Consider the following 18,006-nt stretch of genomic DNA (forward strand, 5'->3'; position numbering starts at 1 on the left):
CGGATTAGGCTGAGGCGTTAACCGCGCCGGGGGAGGTGCGGTCGTTCGGGGGAAGTCTCATGCGTATCGTCGTCGCCGCGCTCGCCGCGCTGTCTCTGGCCGCCTGCGCCACTACGCCGGTGCCGAATGCACGGCCCTTGAATGACAGTCAGATCGCCGCGATCGGCCCCACGACCTTCACCGTGGTCGAGGACAACAACGGCGTGGCCAAGACCTGGTTCGCCCAGGACAGCTCGGCGGCGGGCGCTCAATACGGCCTGATCGGTGCTCTGGTGTCGGCGACGATGGACGCCATCATCAACTCCTTCCCAGCCCGTCGCGCCACCAAGACTGCGAATGAAATCGCTGAAGTCCTGCCTGCGCAGACGCTGAACAACTCTCTGACGATCCACCTCAACAATCAGGTCGATACCACGCCGCCTGCAAATGCCGTGACGATCTCCGACGTTCGAACCGTCCAGCGCCTGATGCAGCCCACGCCGGCCAATGACACGGTCGAGGTCACCTCGGCCTACACACTGTCAGAAGACGCCTCGACGCTGCAGATCGTCTTCACCCTGACCTACGCCAATACCGAGGTGCCGTATGTCACGCCCTACACCTTCGAGAAGTCGCCCCCGAGCAGCGAGCTGACGGGGCCGACCTATCGCAACACCTTCACCTATTTCTCGCGCCAACTGCCAGTGCCGGAACTGACGCCCGAGCTGCGCGAACGCCTGATCGCCTCGGTGCAGGAGAACTCCCGCGACGAGAATGGTGCCCTGCCCGTCGAGGGCACTGACGCCTACAAGGCCATGACCAGGGAGATGGAGCAGGCCACCGACGACAACCTGACCAAGGGCGAAATCTCGATCTTCCTGGCGCGCGAGTGGATCAAGGACAACGGTGCCCTGCTGCGCGCCGAAGTCGACAGTGCCCATCGCCTGCTGGCCCGCTACGCCCTGATCGACATGAACCGCACTGCCGTTCCCAGCCTGGAAGGTCAGGACGAACTGGTGGAGACACTTCCCGACGGTCGGACCGTTCGCCGCGTGGGCGCAGGGGTGCAGGCCGGCTCCTACATCTCCTCGCCCGCCGGCGTGACCAGTTTCACCACCTTTGGCAACACCATGAGCATCGCCAAGGTCCACTCCGAACGGATCGAACAGATTCGCACCGCCGCCCGAGCCGCCGCCCGCGCCCGCTGAACCGGTAATGACGCTCCGCAAGCCCTCACGCGCCTTCGCCGCCCTCGCCCTGCTGGCGATGGGCGGCTGCGTCAGCGGCGTGGATTATGTGCCGATCAGCGACAAGTCCTATTTCGGCTACAGCGACCGGCCGAACGCGGACGGCGGCCACACCGTCCGCGTCGAACTGATGGATGGCGGCCTGGCCATGGAATACTGGAACCGCCGGGCATCGGAACTCTGCGACGGCAAGGTGGCCCGCAAATCGATGCACACGGCCCTTCGCCCCACCGCGCACTACGATCGCTATGGTGCCCAGCCTGGCCATTACATCGTCGAAGGCTACGTCTATTGCGAAACGCCAGCGTCGGCGACGGGACAGGCCGAACCGGCCGCCTGATCACCGCATCTCGACCCGGCGCGCACTCGCCGGGATCATCAGTTCCTGACCGGACCAGCTCGCCGCCCGACCGTCTATCCGCACGCGCGCCGGCGGCGTCTCACCGGTCGGCCACTGGATGACGAAGCCTCCGGGCGGGCTGACCTCGGAGCCTAGCGTCAAGACATAGTCCTGCCCCTCCTGCTTCAGGCGATAGGTCAGTGGGCCATAGGCGGTGCGGACGCCTTCGACGCCAACCCCGTCTCTTGCCAGCCAGGCGGTCGGAATGCCAGCCGCCAGGACCAGGGCGTGGTCACGGTCCCGCTCATAGACCAGCAGGTCCAAGGTCGAGCGGATGTAGTCCGAGCTGATCCAGGCATGAGGCATGTCACCGATGAAGCGTGGCTCGCGCGCGTCGCGTCCGACGACCTCGGCCCAGCCGTTCCAGGCGATGGGGCGCATGTCAGCGAAGTAGAAGTCCAGCGCCCTGAGCGCCTCCTCGCGCCGCCCCAAACGCACCATCGCGCCGACGTTGCGCAGCTCATAGGGGGTGTAATCCTTCCACGCCTGACGGTTCTCCTGGCGGGCCGTGAAGTTGTCCCACCACTTGTCGAACGTCCCGGCCAGAAGCTCGGGCGGCAGGTCGTCGATCAGCCCACCGGGCGACAGGCCGATGGTGGTGGAGGTGGCGTCGAAGTCGCCCCTGTCCGCCGCGCCCGCGATCCAGTCGATGCCGTGCACCTGCGCCGTTGCTCGGATCGAGGCCATGATGTCGGCCTTAAACTCGGCCTCTGACGCCCGGATGCGTGCTGCCGCCTCCGCGTCGCCCACAGTCTCGGCGATGAAGACCGCATCGCGATAGCCCAGCAGGCCCCAGAAGTCGTCCCAGTAGGAATAGGCTGGTCGGTCCGAATAACCTTCGTGACTGATGGTCGGGGGCAGCAGACCGAACAGGTGCCGCTTGTCCGCCGCCTGGAACTCGGCGGTGCGGGTCGAGGCGCGCAGGGTGTCCATATAGCCGATGGCGGCCTGAAGCTGGGGCCAGACCTGCCGCAGCAGGGCTTCGTCGCGGGTGTAGCGATAGGTTTCGGCGGCCAGGAAGACGAACTCGCCGTGGCTGTCGTTCTCGGGCACCGGATCGGCCCCGCGCGCATCGACGCAGCAGGGCACCTTGCCGTTGTCGAAGACATAGGGAGCGTACCAGCGCAGATAATCCGCCGACAGATCCGCATGCCCCAGCCGGTTCAGACCCTCGGCCATCATGGCCCCGTCACGGATCCAGCTGCGGTTATAGCTGCGGGTGCCCGGCTGCAGGATCGGCCCCTGCCGCGACATCAGCATCTGAGCCAGGGAGGAGCGCATGACGTCTTCGATCCGCTGGGCCTCAGGCGGGAGGGTGAGGTCGAAGCGGTCCATCTTCTCGCGCCATGTGCGGGCGACACGGTTCTCGACGGTGTCGAACGCGGCCTCGCCCGAACCTGTGACCGGCTGCGGTGGTAGGTCGCCTGACAGCGCCGAGACCCAGCCGAAGGTGCGGGTCTCGCCGGGCTGGAGCGTGACGTCGTACAACATCGCACCGCTGGCCAGGTCTGTGTCCTCGACGCTCACCTCGGCACCCGCCGCCCGACGACGGGCCGCATCAGCCAGCAAGGCTTGCGGATCGCCGCCCCTCTGGAACCCGGACAAGGCGATGCCGTCAGGCGCGACCATGGGCCGGACGCCGAGACCACCGTTCAAAGCCATCGCCGAGCCAGTCCAGCGCAGACTATCGATCGGCCCGACACCGCCCGGCGTCGTCAGGAACTGACGCGGGCCGTTCACCTGATAGGGCCGCGCCATGAGCGCCAGCGTCAAAGTCTGTGCCCGGCTGGAGGTGTTGGTCAGGGTGTAGCGGCCATACAGCTGTGCCGCCTCGGGCGTGCCGTCGGCAAAGGCGGTCGTGGTCAAAGTCCATCCGTCGGAGGTCCAGGTGACGGACGGGATCGGCAGGTCGTCATCGCGAAGGCTCTGGGTGACGTTCACATCCGCCCAGGTCACCAGCCGCCCGTTGTCCAGCACGAACGGCTCGATCGACGGTCCCCCACGGCGCAGTTCGATGGCCCCGTCCTCGCCGATCAGGCCGCTCTCGCCGCCGCCATCGACCCCGACCAGGGTCCAGTAGGGTTGCTCGCCATGAAAGCCGCGCGGGTAGAGGCCGCGACGGCTCTCGCCGGCCACGGCAGTGATGAAGGTGGTCGCTGTCTCGCCGAACGACAGGGGTTCGATCTCGATCTCCGACAGGCCGTAGGCGGCGGCCTCCGTGACGCCCAGCCGCTGGCCGGCGCCGGCTTGGCCGACCACAGTGGAGGTCGATTGCGGAGCCTTGAGATCCAGCCGCAACCAGCGGGCCGAGGCCTCCGGCGTCCGCAGCCAGTCGATGCCGCCGTCGCCGCCGGTCACTTCAGTCAGCTCACGCCAGTCACGCCCATCGGACGAGGCCATGACCGCATAGTCCGACGCCGCGCCGCGTTCGGCCCAGCGGAGGGTCAGGCCGCCGAACTCGCGCTCATAGCCCAGGTCCAGCGTCAGGCTCTGCGCGCCCGCCGCCTCGGTCCGCCAGATGGTGGTCGGGTCGCCGTCGACGGCCAGACCGGCCAGGCTGCGCCCCGCTTCGCTCGAAGCCTCGGCCAGCGGGCGTGGCGGGACCGAGGGCTCGGGCGGCAGCTCGCGCAGTTCCAGCTGATCGACCTCGATCCAGCCCTGGCCACCCTCACCTGCGGTGATGACGAACTCGATCCGCTCGGCACCACGGAAGGTCCGGTCCGGGTTTGGGCCCCAGGCCCAGATGACCTGGCGCTTCTTGATGACATAGCGGGTCCAGTCGCCGGTCGCCTGGAACGCCCGAACCTGACGCCAGTGGACGTTCTCGCCCGAGGCATCGGTGAACTTGATCTCCAGCGTATTGGGCCGCATCTCGCCGCGCAGCCAGAAGCTGATCTCGTAGTTCTCGGGCACGGCCATATCGATGGATCGGGCCGCGAAGGCATAGCCGGACCGGCCATTGAAATCATAGTCCAGCCGCATGGCCTGGCCGTCACGGCCAGGCACGGCACTGATCCGCGAGGACACGTCGGTGGAGGCGTCGGCGGTCCACGGCGTCAGGGTCTCGAAGGCGTCAAGGGTGCGGATGGACTGGGCGTGGGCAATGCCTGCGGGCAGGGCCAGCATCACGATCGAGGCCACAAGACGAACCCACATACGCATACTCCCGATCACCCCTTCACACTCCCCGCCAGCATGCCGCGGATGTAGTAGCGTTGCAGTGCCAGGAAGAGGATCAGCACCGGCGCGACCGTGATCACGGCTCCCGCCATCATCAGCTCGATGTCCTGTACGTGCTCGCGCGACAGGGCGGCCAGCGCCACGGGCAGGGTATAGTTGGACTGGTCCGTCAGGATGATCAGCGGCCACAGGAAGTCGTTCCAGCTGCCCAGGAAGACGAACAGGGCCAAGGTCACGATGATGGGCTGAAGGGTCGGCAGGACCACGCGGCGGAAGATCTGCCCCTCGGAGGCACCGTCGATGCGGGCCGCCTCCAGCATCTCGTCGGGGATGCTGAGCGCATACTGGCGCACCAGAAACAGGCCGAAGATCGACGCCAGCCACGGCACAAGCGCCCCGGCATAGGTGTTCACCAGCCCCACCGACTTCAGCATCAGGAACAGCGGCAGGGTACCGATCTGGGCCGGTACGACCAAGGCCCCGACCAGGATCTGGAACACCCGATCACGCCCTTTGAAGGCCAGCTTGGCGAAGGCGTAACCGGCGGGCACGGTGAAGGCCAAAGCCAAAGCCGTGGCCAACGACGCCAGGGCAAAGCTGTTCCACAGATACCGCCCCATGCCCTGGGTCACGAACAGGTCGCGGTAGTGCTCCAGCGTCCAGACCTTGGGCAGCAGCGGCGGCGGGAAGGTCGCGGCCTCACCCGTGGACATGAAGCTGACCGACAGCATCCAGACCAGCGGGAACAGCACCAGCAGAGCGATCAGTGCGACGCCGATGTTCAGGATCAGGGCCTTCAGGCGGCGGGCGCTCATTCGTAGGCCCCCAGACGCTTGGCCACGGCCAGCTGGACCAGGGTGACGGCCAGGATGCAGAGGAACAGCACGAAGGCGACGGCGCTGGCGGAGCCCAGGTTCCACCATTTGAAGCCCTCTTCATACATGAAGTAGAGCACCGTCACGGTCGATTGCGCGGGTCCGCCCTGGGTCATCACATAGGGCTCTGCGAACAGCTGGAAAAAGCCCGCGACCGAGATGATCGACACCAGCAGCAGGGTCGGCGCGATGGCCGGGAGCGTTACGTGGCGGAACTGTTTCCACGGCCCGGCGCCGTCGATGCGCGCGGCCTCGTACAGGTCGTCCGGCACGGTCTGCAGCACGGCCAGGAAGATCAGCATGTTGTAGCCGAAGATCTTCCACACCACGAACATCAGGATGGCCGGGATGGAGGTCGAAGGCTGGCCCAGCCAATCCACCGGCGGGATGCCCACGGCCCCGATGGCCCAGTTGATGACGCCGTATTTGGTGTGCAGCAGGTAGTTCCACAGGACGGCTGTGGCGACCAGCGTCGTCACGAAGGGGGCAAAGAAGGCCACCCGCCAGATCGGCCGCCACTTGATCACCCTGGCGTTCAGAATCACCGCCGCCGCCAGAGAGGTGATGATCGACAAGGGCACACCGATGACCGTGAAGACGCCGGTGTTCTTCATGGCCGTCCAAAACAGCGGATTGGTGAACAGCCGCTCGTAGTTCTGAAGGCCCACGAACCGCATATTGCCGATGTCGGCCAAGGCATAGATGTCGAAATCCGTCAGGCTGAGCAGCAGGGCCGCGAAGACCGGGACGGCGAAGAAGACGGCAATGGCGATCAGGGCCGGGGCCACGAAGCCCCAGGCGGCGCGTTCGCGCGAGCGGGGCGTGCCCGGCCTGCGGGTGGCCTTGGCGGTCAGGGGCGGGATGGGCTGTGCGGTCATTCCGCCCTCCCCTGCTCGATCATCCAGCGGCGCTTTTCCAGCAGGCGATCGGCCCGGCGGTCGATCTCGGCCCCGGCGGTGGCGGGCGTGTATTCGCCGCGCACCATGCGTTCGGCCACGATCTGCATCTCGGTGACGATCCGCTCCCACTCCGGCACCTTGGGCACGGCCCTGGCGCGCGACAGCTGGCCCTTGAAGGCGGCGATATAGGGGTCGCCCGCCACCGTCGGCGTAGCCCAGGCGCTCTCCCGTGCGGGCAGATTGCCGGTGATGCCGTTGAACCGCGCCTGCACCGCCGGATCGGACAGATAGCGCACCAGCTTCCACGCCGCCTCCTGATGCGGCGACGACCGATAGACGACCAGCGACGAGCCGCCCGGCGCCGAGGCCCCCGGCCCGGTCGGTCCAGGCACGCCGGACGTCATCCACCGCGTAGTCGGGGCCAGTCGCGTGCGGAAATCGCCGACGCTCCAGGGGCCGGAGAAGTAGAAGCTGAAATAGCCGCGCTCGAACTCGGTCCAGACGTTGGAAATCTGCGTCGAGGACGCCAGCGGGGCCAGTCCCTCGTCGAACAGGCTCTTGTAGAAGGCCAGCGCCGCCACGAACGACGGGCTGGAGAAGTTGCCGCGCGTGTCGCGGTCACGCAGCAGCGGCTCGGTCCCCTGCAGCCCGAACGTCAGCAGTTGTTCGAACTCATTGACCGGCAGCAGCACCGCATAGTTCCCGGCCCCCGCCACGCGCTTGACCGCATGCATGGCCTGTTTCCAGCCATCCCAGGTCCGGGGCACCGTGTCATACCCCGCCCGCTCCAGCAGGTCGCTGCGATAGAAGATCAGCCGGGTGTCAACGTACCAGGGCGTCGCCATGGCGCGGCCGTTGATCTGGTTGGTTTCCAGCACCGCCGGAAACTGATCGGTCAGCAGGTCGTCGGCAAAGCCCGGGAGGGGGCTGATCGCGCCGATGGCCGTCATCTCCGACACCCAGGTGTTGCCGACCTGACTGAGGTCCGGCAGCGACGACCCGGCATAGGAGGTCAGCAGCTTGGAGTGCGCCGCCGTCCACGGCAGGGCCTGCACCTCCACCGTGATGCCGGGGTTCAGTCGCTCGAACTCCGGCAGCAACTGGCCGACATTGGTCGCCTCCGACCCCATGGCCCAGAAGCGAAGGCGCGTCGTGCCGTCATCGCGCGACCCGCACCCCGTCAGCCCGGCCGCGCCCGCACTGGCCAACAGGCCCAGCGCCGTCCTGCGATCCGGGCGGAACAGGCTCATCCGCGACCCAGCCAGGCCCCGGTGAAGCCGGCACGCTTCAGGCCCCGCATCAGGTTCGGTTCGCCGCGCATGCGGCTCCAGACGATGTCGCTGCGATGGTTCTCGATCTGGATGACGATCGGGCCCTGATCGATGCCCAGATAGTCGTCGGCGATCCAGCCGCCCGGCGTGATCTTGCCATGCCGCAAGGGTGCGGCTGTCTCCGTCAGGGTCGGGTTGAAGGCGTCGAGGAAACCGTACTGGGTATAGACATCCGGATATTGCGCCTTCATCGCCTTCAGGCAGGCCGTGACCTCGGCGGGCGCGAACGGCAGGGACGACATGGCAGCGGTGGGGGCCAGGGTGCCGTCGTCGCGGTCGCCGGGGCCGCGCGCGGAATAGCTGAAGAACTCCCGCTCCGTGCCGTCAAAGACGACCTGTCTGAAATCGCCCGGCCCGTCGCAGGCCGTCAGGCCCCAGACATCGGCGGAATAGCCTTTCCAGCGCAGGCTGCTCTCCACCGCATAGGCCCGCTGGCCCTCGACCGCGCGGCGGCTGTTCTCGAAATAGTCGAAGCCGGGAATCTCCGCCGACTTCTCGCGCAGCCAGGCGTCCTGAATGCCCCGGAAATCGACGAACAGATGGCTGAACTGGTGCCCGAACAGAGGCGGGAAATGCAGGTGCGGGCGACCCCAGCGGTCAGACCAGCTGCGGTCATAGACGCTGCACCATTCGTCCCAGACGCTGGCGGGCACCGGATGGGTCGGGCTGCCGATGGCTAGCAGCAGCACCAGCATGCCCTCGTTATAGACGTTCCAGTCGGCCTCGATGAAGCCGCTCTCGGGGTGCCAGCCCATGCTGACCCGGTCGGGCCGGACGACGACCCAATCCCACTCCACCCGCTCATAGACGCGCTGGGCCAGCCGCCGGATCTCGCGCTCGTCCCGGTGCGAGCCGTCGAACCAGCGCGCCGCGAACAGCATGCCGGCGATCAGCAACGTCGTGTCGACCGTCGACAGCTCGGTCCGCCCGAAGCGGTGGCCCGTGTTCATGTCAAGGAAGTGGTAGAAGAAGCCTTTGTGGCCGCCGACGCCCGTCGCCTCCGGCCCCTGCGGCAGGTCGTGGAAGAAGCGGATGGTGGTCAGGGTCCGCTCGCGCGCCTCCTCCCGGCTCATCCAGCCCCGCTCGACCCCGATGGGCCAGCAGGTCAAGGCGAAGCCGACGGCCGCCACGGATGAAAAGGACGGTGTCGGCCAGCGATCGGGCGTCAGGCCGTTCGCGCGATTGGTGACATGGGTGAACCAGTCGAAGGTGCGCCGCTGAAGCTCGTCCATCTCGGGATCGACGGCATTGCTCACCAGCGGAGCCCTCTGCGTCTGCGCCGCCGCCTGATGCACGCCCAGCCCCAGCATCGCCGCCGACGCCATGGCCGTGCCCATCAGAAATCCGCGACGATCCATGGGCCACACCTTCTTACGCAAACAGAGAACAGTCAAAAAATCGGCCGCCCCCCGGGATGCGAGGGGCGGCCGGCAGGCTCAGGAGATCAGAAGCGGTAGCGCATGCCGATCTGGAACGTCCGGGTCGGGAACAGCACGCGGGAGGGCCGCTCGTAGTTGGGGTTGGGGCTGGTCGCTGATCCCGTCCCACCATCGAATCCGGCAAAGTTGTCGAAGTTGAAGACGTTGATCGCGTCGACGAACACCGACAGTTCCTGGCCGCCCCAGACCTGGAAGTTCTTGGTCAGGCGCAGGTCCAGATTCCGATAGGCGAAGGAGTTCGGAATGATGAAGTTGAACTGCTGCGGACGGCCACCGTTCGGACGGTAGACGAAGTTGGCACCCGTGCCGTCGAAGACGTCAAACGGGACGCCCGACCCCAGCGTCAGAATGCCCGACAGCTGGAAGTCGAAGGGCAGATCGACGATGCCGTTGGCCACAATCCGGTGACGCTCGTCATTGTCGGTCGGACGAACCGGCGAGTTTTCGATGTCGAAGCAGTCGAAGCAGAAGGCGTCACGGCCACCGTTCTGTTCGGCCTCGGACCAGGTGTAGGCGATGTTCAGACCCCAGCCGGAATCCCGCGTGTAGTTCTTGTCCAGCTTGACATAGAGGGCCCGGAACTCGCGGCTCTTGTTGTGGTCGGAGGCGAAATAGTTGCGGAACTCGTTGGTGCCGTCCGGGCCGCAGAAGCCACCGTTGTCACCAAAGCCGCCACCCTGTGATGGCCGGTTGGGCTCACGGCAGCGACCCAGATACAGCCAGGTGAACTCGTTCTCGGTCTTGCCGTAGGCGAGGGTGAATTCGCTCTGCCAGTCGCCGAAACGCTGACGAAGACCCAGGTTGAACTGATCGGTACGCGGCGGCTCGAAGTCGTTCTTCAACAGGAAGACTTCGCCCTTGCCCGGAATGGTCGCAAAGACCGGGTCTAGACCCGCAGCCGTACCGTATGACGACTGCCACAGGATGGGATCGCCCGCGTCACCCGGCAGATCGACGCCCGGACCTGGATCGCGGTCTTCGCCAGCGGGACGGCCTGTCGTACTGAAGAAGGCGTTCTGGCGAATATCGAACGGCTTGACCAGTTCGTCGTAGGAGAAGTTGAAATTGATCCGGTCGTAGTAACGGCCCGCGCCACCAAAGATCACGGTCGAGCGATCACCGAAGACATCGTACGAGAAACCGATCCGGGGCTGGAACGCCTTGGCATAGGCCTCACGATTGTTGCCGGTCGAGATATAGTCGGACTGATTGAAAAAGCTTGGTACGTAGCCGGCGGCACGCCCGCCGGCCGTCGAAGCGAAATACTGGTTCAGACCGGTGACGACGTTGGCCGGGGTCACATAATCCTTGTTGTTGGCATTGGTCTCATAGTCCCAGCGGATGCCCAGGTTCAGCTCGAGCTGGTCGGTGATGCGCCAGTCATCCTGGATGTAGAGACCGATGACGGTGTTATCGAGATCGACGCTAGGAAACGAACGGCCCAGTTCGACGCGGTAAGGGACGGTTGTGCTACCGCTCAGTTCGGGGCGACCACCCAGATCATAATAGAAGAGTGGGTTGCGACCGAACTGCTTATCGACCTGATAGTTCTGGAAAGATGCCTTTGCCCCGATCTTGATCGTGTGAAAGCCACTCATTTCCAAGTCGCTAAACGTCAGATCATTGCGGATGGTTACAGCATTGTCTTGAATGTCCTGCGTACTGTCCCTGCCGCCCAGTTCAAAAATGCTCTGGCCGCCAAAGAAGTCCGGCTGAAAACCCGGGTCGGGGCTCGTGTCGTTTTCAAACAGACGATACGTTTCACCCAGGTCTGTGAAGTTGGCAGCTCCTGGATTGTAGTTGTAATCGCGGTAGTCGATCGCGAATTCATTAAGGAAAGTGTCTGTCTGCCACTGCCAGCGTAGGTTGCTACCAATGGTCTGCTGACGCAAATCGTTGGCGCGCGAGAATGCGGTGATACCGCCAAAATCGCGCAGTTCCGATTCGTCACGATATGTCCCAGACCAATCAATTAGGTGACCTTCGGCGGGCTGCCAGCTCAACTTACCGAAGAACAGGTCTTCTTCGAAAGGCTTCGCAAACGTTCCCTCAAACTGACCAAAGCGAGTGACAAAGGCAGGGTCTCGACGCTGCAGAGCAACGCTTTCTGCCCGGTTCTCCTGCTTGTGTTCATATGTACCGAAGAAATGCAGAGTATCGCGAATGATAGGCCCGCCCAGAGCAAAGCCATACTGCTGGACTTCCAAGGGGATTTTTTCGCTGTTGTTGAGCTTTTGAAAAAAGTCGCGGCTCGTGAAGCTTTCATCGCGATAGACCCCAAAAATTTCCCCTTGGAATTCGTTGGTGCCCGAACGGGTTACTGCCGTGATTATAGCTGACGACGCCTGTTCGTACTCAGCTTTGAAGTTCTGACTTACAACGCGGAACTCTTGAATGCCAGCCTGTGGAAAGGGGTTACCGCGGCTGTCGTCCTGGCCGATGATGCCACCGGCGATGACGTTGGATTTCAGGCTGGCACCGTCAATGAAAGCATTGATCGATTCGGCACGTTGACCACCAGCGGTGATTTGCTGCTCTTCTTCAGTCAAGTTTGCTCGCACACCAGGTGCGAGCGCCGCAAAGTTCAGGAAGTTGCGATTGACCTGAGGCAGATTATTGATCTGCTGTGTCGTAACATTGGTGGCGTTTTCAGGCGTGCGCACCTCGGCCAGCCGGCGGCCGGTGACGACGACTTCGCCTAATTCAGTGGCATTCGGGTCGGTGGAACCGGTTACAGCAGCTCCGGACACCGACAGGTCCAGATCACCGACCTGACCCACCCCGATGGAGACGACATCGGAACCCGTCTCGCCATCTGTGCTGGTGACCGTGATCTCGTAGTTGCCCGGACGCAGTCCCGAAAGGACATAGGTGCCGTTGGCACTGGTTGTCGTGCGGCTGGTGAAGCCGCTGGCCGTGTTCCGAGCGACGACGGTTGCGCCGGCTTCGGCGACACCGTCATCGGTCACTGCGCCACGAACGGTCGAGGTCGTCACCTGCGCCGACGCCGCCCCGGCACCCGCCAGTGAGATCGCCAGTGCCAGCGCCGATGCGGCACCCAGATAAGCCTTGTTGCGTGTCATTGTGGGTTCTCCCCCTCCAGGGCTGAAACAGGATGGACGGCGCGTGCGCCGGGTTGGTGAGTGGACCGGGCCAGGGACGCGGCCGCAGTGGACGCCCGCACGACCAACTGCGGTCGCACGGTTTCGCAGGACGTGTCGGCGGAGCCGTCGTCTGCGGTATTGATGATGCGGACCAGACGCTCCAGCGCGCCACGGCCCGTCTCTGCGATGTTGATGCCGAGGGTCGTCAGTCCGGGCCGGACCATGTCGGCGATCGGCACGTCGTCGAACCCGATCAGGGCGACGTCCTCGGGCACGCGCAGCCCTGCATCCTGCAAGGCCAGCATGGCCCCGACAGCCATGATGTCGTTGGCGGCGAAGACGGCGTCAGGCTTCAGCGCCATCTCGCTGATCTTTAGACCCGCCACGTGGCCTGAGGCCTGGGTGAAAGCCCCGTCCAGCACCATGGTCGGCAGACCGGCCTTGGCCATCGCCTGAAGATAGCCGGCCAGGCGGGCCTCGGACTCCAGATTGCCCGCTGGCCCTGAGATATGAACGATCCGGCGACGTCCGGTCTCCAGCAGGTGTTCGACCGCCTGGACCGCGCCGCCGTGGTTATCGACCACGATGGACGGCCGGTCGGCCTCGCCTGCCCCGCCGTTCATCAACAGGACCGGCAGACGACCCGCCAGGCTGGAAGCCAGATTCGCCGCGTCCAGATGAGGCGAAAGGACGATCAGACCATCGACCCGACCGCGCATGGAGCGGATGGCGGCGGACGCCTCCTCCGCATCGTCGTGTGAGCTGGAAACGATCAAATGATAGCCCAGGGCCCGAGCGGCCACGTCCATGCCGCGGATCAGCTCCGAGAAAAACTCGCCGTACAGGTCGGGCAGGACGACGCCGATCGTCTGGGTCTTGCTGGTCGACAGGCTGCGTGCGCCGGAATGGGGAACGTACTGCAGGGCCTCGACGGCTTGCAGAACCTTTTCGCGGGTGGCCGCCGTGACAGGGCCCGCCCCGTTCAACACGCGCGAAACCGAAGCCACGGACACGTCCGCGCGACGCGCTACGTCACGGATATTGGCCGGCTTCATGCCGCCACCGCCGCGCAAGTTTGCTGGATGATCGCTACGACCAACAGACATCCTTCCCTGACCGGTCAGGTTCCGGCCCGCTTGCCGCAGGTCCGTCCTTCAATCCGTGTAACCGTTTACATGGCACATGGAGATTGCGTCACGCAAGGCCGCATTTCGGCCACATCGGAGCAGGGCCTGACGCTGTGGCGCACTGGCCACAAGCGGCGCGGCATGGGCCTCAGCGAGGCCGGCTGTAGTAGGCTTCGATCAGGTCCAGCCTCTCCTTGAACGGGATCGGCTTGGCGACGGGTCCTTCATTGGTGAACTCCAGCAGCCGATCCGGCTCGGCCCCGAACGACGGCCATACTGGTCGGCCCTCTGCGTTCGGATCGCCCGCTGCGGCGAATCGCGTCCAGTAGTCGGCCATGGCCGCGGCCGCCCGATAGTCCCGCTCGCCCATCGGCCAGTTGGTCGTGGCCAGATTGTCGAAGACATAGGGCCGCTCCGACGCATGGGTCGCGCCCTCGTGCGGCTCGGGATTGGGATCGGGCACCACGTCGAAGCGATAGAGGTAGGTCGGATGGCCCGCCCGCGCGTGCAGCCGGGCCAGGTGCCGCGCCGGCTCGTTGAAGGCCAGGTCGCTGACGACATGGGCGTTGTACCCGTCCTCCCCGCCATAGGCCGTGACGATCGCCGCGCGCTCGTCCGGTGTCATGGCGTCGTCAATCTCGCCATAGGGACTGAGATCGGACGGCTTCATCCACCAGAACTCGGCGCTGTTGGTGCCGATGATCAGGGGCACTGGAGACTGCCGGCCAGCGGCGAACGCGGCCTCGACATCCTCCTGAACCACCGACCCGTCGATGACCAGATTGTCTCCGCCGTAGAAGTTCGGGGCGGGCGCGAGCAGGGTCTCGGCGGGGATGGCCCGCAGATCGGCGGCGGACGGTGTCGTCAGGCCCAGTCGCTGCGCATAGGCCTGTCCGCGACCCTGCAGCGACGGCTTGCCCAACGCTGAAGGGCGATCCAGCGGTGTGCCCGTGTCGCGCCCCAGCCCCGACTGAACGACCGCGCGGTGGAACAGGCGACGTGCCTCGGGAGAGATCATCAGGCGCGTCACCGCCGCGCCACCGGCTGACTCTCCGAAGATCGTCACCCGGCCCGGATCGCCGCCGAACGCCCCGGCGTTGGCCTGCACCCATTTCAGGGCGGCGATCATGTCCATAAGGGCATAGTTGCCACCCGGCTCACCCTCCGGTCGTTCGGCGGCCAGGGCCGGATGATCGAAGAAGCCCAGACGGCCCAGCCGATAGTTGATCGTCACGACCACCACACCGCGCCTAGCCAAGGCCGTGCCGTCGTACAGAGCCGCGGTGCCGGAGCCGTTGTTGAAGCCACCGCCGTGGATCCAGACCATGACCGGGGCCGGCTCTGCTGCCTCCAGCGGCGACCAGACGTTCAGCGTCAGGCAATCCTCGCTCATGGGCAGCGGCCCGACACCCGGATCTCCGTTGGCCGGTGGCTGGGGACACAACGCCCCGACGTTGCCGGCATCGTGCGGGCCCTCCCAAGGCTCGACCGGCTGAGGGGGACGCCAGCGCCAGGCTCCCACCGGTGGCGCGGCATAGGGGATGCCCTTGAACGCCTGCACCTGTCCGTTGGTCCGCCCGACCAGCACGCCGTCGGTCGTCAGAACCTCCACCACCGGATCGGTCTGTGAAACAGGAGACAGCATAAGGACCGCCGCAGACAGGAGGGAAACCAGGCTCATCTCCCTTCCTTAAACGTCATCGCACATTGCCCTCAAATCGAGATTTGCAACACCGATGGTTTCTGGTTGAAACCAACCGTGGCCGACGGCGTTGACGGGGCCAGCAGCGGGAACAGGCTTGAAGATACTTTCCAAATCCGGGGATCCGAATGTCGACCTTGGCCAGGCCTTCGACGCCTCGCCAAATCCCTATGTGCTGATGACGCCGGACTTCGAGATTGCCGGTGCCAATCAGGCGTATCTGGACGTGACCAACACCACCCGCGAGGCCATCGTCGGTCGGTCCATGTTCGCAGCTTTCGATGCCGGTCCGGGCGAGGACGCGCCGGAGAATGTGCGACAACTCCGCGCCTCGCTGGAAAAGGTTCGCGAAACGCGCCAGCGCGATCATCTGGCCGTCATTCCCTATTCCATCCCGCGCAAGACCGACACCGGTGAGGTCTTCGAAGATCGCTATTGGAGCGCCACCCACACGCCTCTGCTGAACGAGGCGGGCGAAGTGGTGATGATCCTCCAGCATACGACCGACATCACAGAGCTGGAGCTTCTGCGCCAGCAGACGCAGGAGGCGGAAGGCGCAGCCCCGCTGAAAGCCCTCGATGCCATCGTCGGCGGCAATATCCTGGAACGGGCGCGCCTGGTTCAGGAGGACAACCGCCGCCTGTCCGTCGAGCGCAACCGCTTGGTCGAGATGTTCATGCAGGCACCGGGATTTGTGGCCGTTCTGTCGGGTCCGGAGCACATTTTTCAGTTCCACAACGACGCCTATCGCCGTCTGATCGGCTACCGCGATGTTCAAGGACAACCGGTGGCCCAAGCGATGCCCGAAGTGGTGTCGCAAGGCTATGTGGAGATGCTGGACAGGGTATTCCGGACAGGCGAGCCGGTTCAAGGCAGCGCCAGCCTGTTCCAGTTTCCGCAGGAACCTGGCGGCCCCCCGTCAGACGCCTATGTCGACTTCAGCTACCAGCCTATCCGCGAGGCAGACGGCACCATCATTGGCGTGTTCGTCCAAGGCCACGACGTCACGGAATCGGTTCTGGCCGCAGAGCGTCAGAAGCTGATGATCGACGAACTGAATCACCGGGTGAAGAACACCCTGGCGACGGTGCAGTCCATCGCCATGCAGACGGCCCGATCGCACACCGACCCGGCACGCTTTGCCGCCAGTTTCCAGGCCCGGCTGCTGGCTCTTTCGCACACGCACGATCTGCTGACGCGTAGCCACTGGGAGGGTGCCAATCTGCGATCGATCCTGGAGCACGAAACCCAGGCGCACGATCAGACGCGGGTTCTGCTCAACGGCCCCGCGGTCGATCTGGATTCCGCATCGGCTATATCGCTCGGCATGGTCTTCCACGAACTGGCGACCAACGCCGCCAAGTATGGCGCGCTGGCAGCGCCCGATGGGAAGGTCGTGATCGACTGGACCGTGACGCACTCGCCCACGCGCACCCTGAACCTGACCTGGCAGGAGTCTGGCGTTCAAGACCTGCAGCCGCCGGATCATCGCGGCTTCGGCAGTCGACTGATCGAGCGCAATGTGCGGCATGACCTTGGTGGGACAGTGTCGATGGACTATGGCTCCACCGGACTGATCGCCCGCCTGACCCTGCCCCTCGATCGAGACCTGCCCGCATGAGCCAGCCCCTGTCCGGCCGCAACATCCTGATCGTGGAGGATGAGTCGCTTGTCGCGATGCTGCTGGAGACTATCCTCGAAGACATGGGCTGCACGACCGTAGGGCCGGCCTCCAGTGTCGAAGAAGGTCTGGCTCTGATCGAGAACGGGGCAGCGCTCGACGGTGCCCTGCTGGACGTCAACGTCGCGGGTGTGAAGATCTTCCCGATCGCCGAGGCCCTAGCCGCGCGCGATGTGCCTTTCGTCTTCTCCACCGGCTATGGCGAGGGCGGACTGCCAGACGAATGGAAGGGCCGCCCTACCTTGCAGAAGCCGTTCAGCGAAGCGGCTGTGCAGGACGCCTTGATGACCGCCCTCGGCATGGCCAGGGTCTGACCTAGCGCTTCAGGTCGTTGAGCACTGCCCTGGCCGCATTGTGCCCCGGTGCCCCGGTGACGCCGCCCCCGGGATGAGCGCCGGACCCACAGAGATACAGCCCCGGCACCGGCATGCGGTGATCCGCATGGCCCAGGACAGGGCGGGCGCTGAACAGCTGATCCAGCGTCAGCCGCCCGTGGAAGATGTCGCCGCCGACCAGGCCGAAGCGCCGCTCCAGATCGCGCGGGCCCAGCGCCAGCCGACCCAGCACAGAAGCCTTGAACCCAGGCGCATGGCGATCGACCGTCTCGATCATCAGGTCCGCCACGGTATCGCGATGCTCGTCGGCGAGATCGGGCGACACATGCTGGCAGAACAGGCTGGCGACGTGCTGGCCGGACGGAGCCAGGCTATCGTCCAGCGTCGAGGGGATCAGCATCTCCACGATCGGCTTTGACGACCAACCGTTCAGCCGCGCCTCCGCATGCGCCCGGTCCATGTACTCCAGTGTCGGAGCCATGATGATCCCTGCCGTCAGATGATCCCCCTGCCCGGGCAAGGCGGTGAAGTTCGGCAGTTCCGACAGCGCGACGTTCATGCGGAACGTGCCCGACCCCGACTGATAGTTGCCGAGCCGCTCACGGAAGTCGGCGGGAACGACTGCGTCGTCCACCAGCCGGTCGAACAGCAGCCGCGGATGCAGGTTCGACACCACCGCGCGCGCCCGCACCACGTCGCCGGCCTCC

General features: G+C 65.2%; 13 protein-coding genes. 4 read left to right on the plus strand and 9 right to left on the minus strand.

Going from position 1 to position 18,006, the window contains the following annotated elements; all coding sequences use genetic code 11:
- Positions 1-59 precede the first annotated feature (59 nt).
- Positions 60-1,187 carry a hypothetical protein gene (locus JHC81_RS05855; RefSeq protein WP_292171927.1) on the plus strand — a complete coding sequence of 376 codons (1,128 nt, stop codon included), beginning with the start codon at positions 60-62 and terminating at the stop codon, positions 1,185-1,187.
- Positions 1,188-1,194: 7 nt separating this feature from the next.
- Positions 1,195-1,566: a hypothetical protein gene (locus JHC81_RS05860; RefSeq protein ID WP_292171930.1), complete on the plus strand. Its 372-nt coding sequence runs from the start codon at positions 1,195-1,197 to the stop codon at positions 1,564-1,566.
- Here the strand turns inward: JHC81_RS05860 and JHC81_RS05865 are convergent, their stop codons facing one another.
- The 8 genes from JHC81_RS05865 to JHC81_RS05900 all read right to left on the minus strand — a co-directional run bounded on the left by JHC81_RS05865 (position 1,567) and on the right by JHC81_RS05900 (position 15,262).
- A complete protein-coding gene (locus JHC81_RS05865) occupies positions 1,567-4,782 on the minus strand; it encodes a discoidin domain-containing protein (RefSeq protein ID WP_292171933.1) in 3,216 nt (1,071 codons plus the stop codon). It lies immediately after the preceding gene.
- Between the two features lie 14 nt (positions 4,783-4,796).
- Complete coding sequence (locus tag JHC81_RS05870) at positions 4,797-5,621, minus strand: carbohydrate ABC transporter permease (protein WP_292171936.1); 825 nt, start codon at positions 5,619-5,621, stop codon at positions 4,797-4,799.
- Complete coding sequence (locus JHC81_RS05875) at positions 5,618-6,559, minus strand: sugar ABC transporter permease (protein WP_292171938.1); 942 nt, start codon at positions 6,557-6,559, stop codon at positions 5,618-5,620. Before JHC81_RS05875 ends, JHC81_RS05870 begins: the two co-directional genes overlap by 4 nt.
- Positions 6,556-7,830: an extracellular solute-binding protein gene (locus JHC81_RS05880; protein ID WP_292171941.1), complete on the minus strand. Its 1,275-nt coding sequence runs from the start codon at positions 7,828-7,830 to the stop codon at positions 6,556-6,558. Before JHC81_RS05880 ends, JHC81_RS05875 begins: the two co-directional genes overlap by 4 nt.
- Positions 7,827-9,269 (minus strand): glucoamylase family protein, encoded by a 1,443-nt coding sequence (locus JHC81_RS05885; RefSeq protein ID WP_292171944.1) that lies wholly within the window; start codon positions 9,267-9,269, stop codon positions 7,827-7,829. The genes JHC81_RS05880 and JHC81_RS05885 overlap by 4 nt, the downstream gene beginning before the upstream one ends.
- Positions 9,270-9,355: 86 nt before the next feature.
- Positions 9,356-12,433 carry a carboxypeptidase regulatory-like domain-containing protein gene (locus JHC81_RS05890; protein ID WP_292171947.1) on the minus strand — a complete coding sequence of 1,026 codons (3,078 nt, stop codon included), beginning with the start codon at positions 12,431-12,433 and terminating at the stop codon, positions 9,356-9,358.
- Entirely contained in the window at positions 12,430-13,509 is a 1,080-nt protein-coding gene (locus JHC81_RS05895) for a LacI family DNA-binding transcriptional regulator (RefSeq protein WP_292171950.1), read from the minus strand. Before JHC81_RS05895 ends, JHC81_RS05890 begins: the two co-directional genes overlap by 4 nt.
- Positions 13,510-13,729: 220 nt before the next feature.
- Positions 13,730-15,262, minus strand: a complete 1,533-nt coding sequence (locus JHC81_RS05900; RefSeq protein WP_292171953.1) for a carboxylesterase family protein — start codon at positions 15,260-15,262, stop codon at positions 13,730-13,732.
- Positions 15,263-15,380: 118 nt separating this feature from the next.
- Between JHC81_RS05900 and JHC81_RS05905 the strand changes: the two genes are divergently transcribed.
- Together JHC81_RS05905 and JHC81_RS05910 are read left to right on the plus strand one after the other, a co-directional pair.
- Positions 15,381-16,904 (plus strand): HWE histidine kinase domain-containing protein, encoded by a 1,524-nt coding sequence (locus tag JHC81_RS05905; RefSeq protein WP_292171956.1) that lies wholly within the window; start codon positions 15,381-15,383, stop codon positions 16,902-16,904.
- Positions 16,901-17,278, plus strand: coding sequence for a response regulator (locus JHC81_RS05910; RefSeq protein WP_292171959.1), 378 nt, complete (start codon positions 16,901-16,903; stop codon positions 17,276-17,278). The genes JHC81_RS05905 and JHC81_RS05910 overlap by 4 nt, the downstream gene beginning before the upstream one ends.
- Before the next feature lies 1 nt (position 17,279).
- On the opposite strand, the gene JHC81_RS05915 is transcribed toward JHC81_RS05910, so the two are convergent.
- On the minus strand, positions 17,280-18,006 hold a 727-nt coding region (locus JHC81_RS05915; RefSeq protein ID WP_292171962.1), incomplete at its 5' end, for an NAD(P)/FAD-dependent oxidoreductase.

The organism is Brevundimonas sp. (assembly GCF_016463295.1).
GTDB lineage: Bacteria > Pseudomonadota > Alphaproteobacteria > Caulobacterales > Caulobacteraceae > Brevundimonas.

What these genes read in the sequence shown, in the direction of transcription:
- JHC81_RS05855 (WP_292171927.1), top strand. Translation starts at nt 60, where the DNA reads ATGCGTATCGTCGTCGCCGCGCTCGCCGCGCTGTCTCTGGCCGCCTGC.
- JHC81_RS05860 (WP_292171930.1), top strand. Translation starts at nt 1,195, where the DNA reads ATGACGCTCCGCAAGCCCTCACGCGCCTTCGCCGCCCTCGCCCTGCTG.
- JHC81_RS05865 (WP_292171933.1), bottom strand. Translation starts at nt 4,782, where the DNA reads ATGTGGGTTCGTCTTGTGGCCTCGATCGTGATGCTGGCCCTGCCCGCA.
- JHC81_RS05870 (WP_292171936.1), bottom strand. Translation starts at nt 5,621, where the DNA reads ATGAGCGCCCGCCGCCTGAAGGCCCTGATCCTGAACATCGGCGTCGCA.
- JHC81_RS05875 (WP_292171938.1), bottom strand. Translation starts at nt 6,559, where the DNA reads ATGACCGCACAGCCCATCCCGCCCCTGACCGCCAAGGCCACCCGCAGG.
- JHC81_RS05880 (WP_292171941.1), bottom strand. Translation starts at nt 7,830, where the DNA reads ATGAGCCTGTTCCGCCCGGATCGCAGGACGGCGCTGGGCCTGTTGGCC.
- JHC81_RS05885 (WP_292171944.1), bottom strand. Translation starts at nt 9,269, where the DNA reads ATGGATCGTCGCGGATTTCTGATGGGCACGGCCATGGCGTCGGCGGCG.
- JHC81_RS05890 (WP_292171947.1), bottom strand. Translation starts at nt 12,433, where the DNA reads ATGACACGCAACAAGGCTTATCTGGGTGCCGCATCGGCGCTGGCACTG.
- JHC81_RS05895 (WP_292171950.1), bottom strand. Translation starts at nt 13,509, where the DNA reads ATGAAGCCGGCCAATATCCGTGACGTAGCGCGTCGCGCGGACGTGTCC.
- JHC81_RS05900 (WP_292171953.1), bottom strand. Translation starts at nt 15,262, where the DNA reads ATGAGCCTGGTTTCCCTCCTGTCTGCGGCGGTCCTTATGCTGTCTCCT.
- JHC81_RS05910 (WP_292171959.1), top strand. Translation starts at nt 16,901, where the DNA reads ATGAGCCAGCCCCTGTCCGGCCGCAACATCCTGATCGTGGAGGATGAG.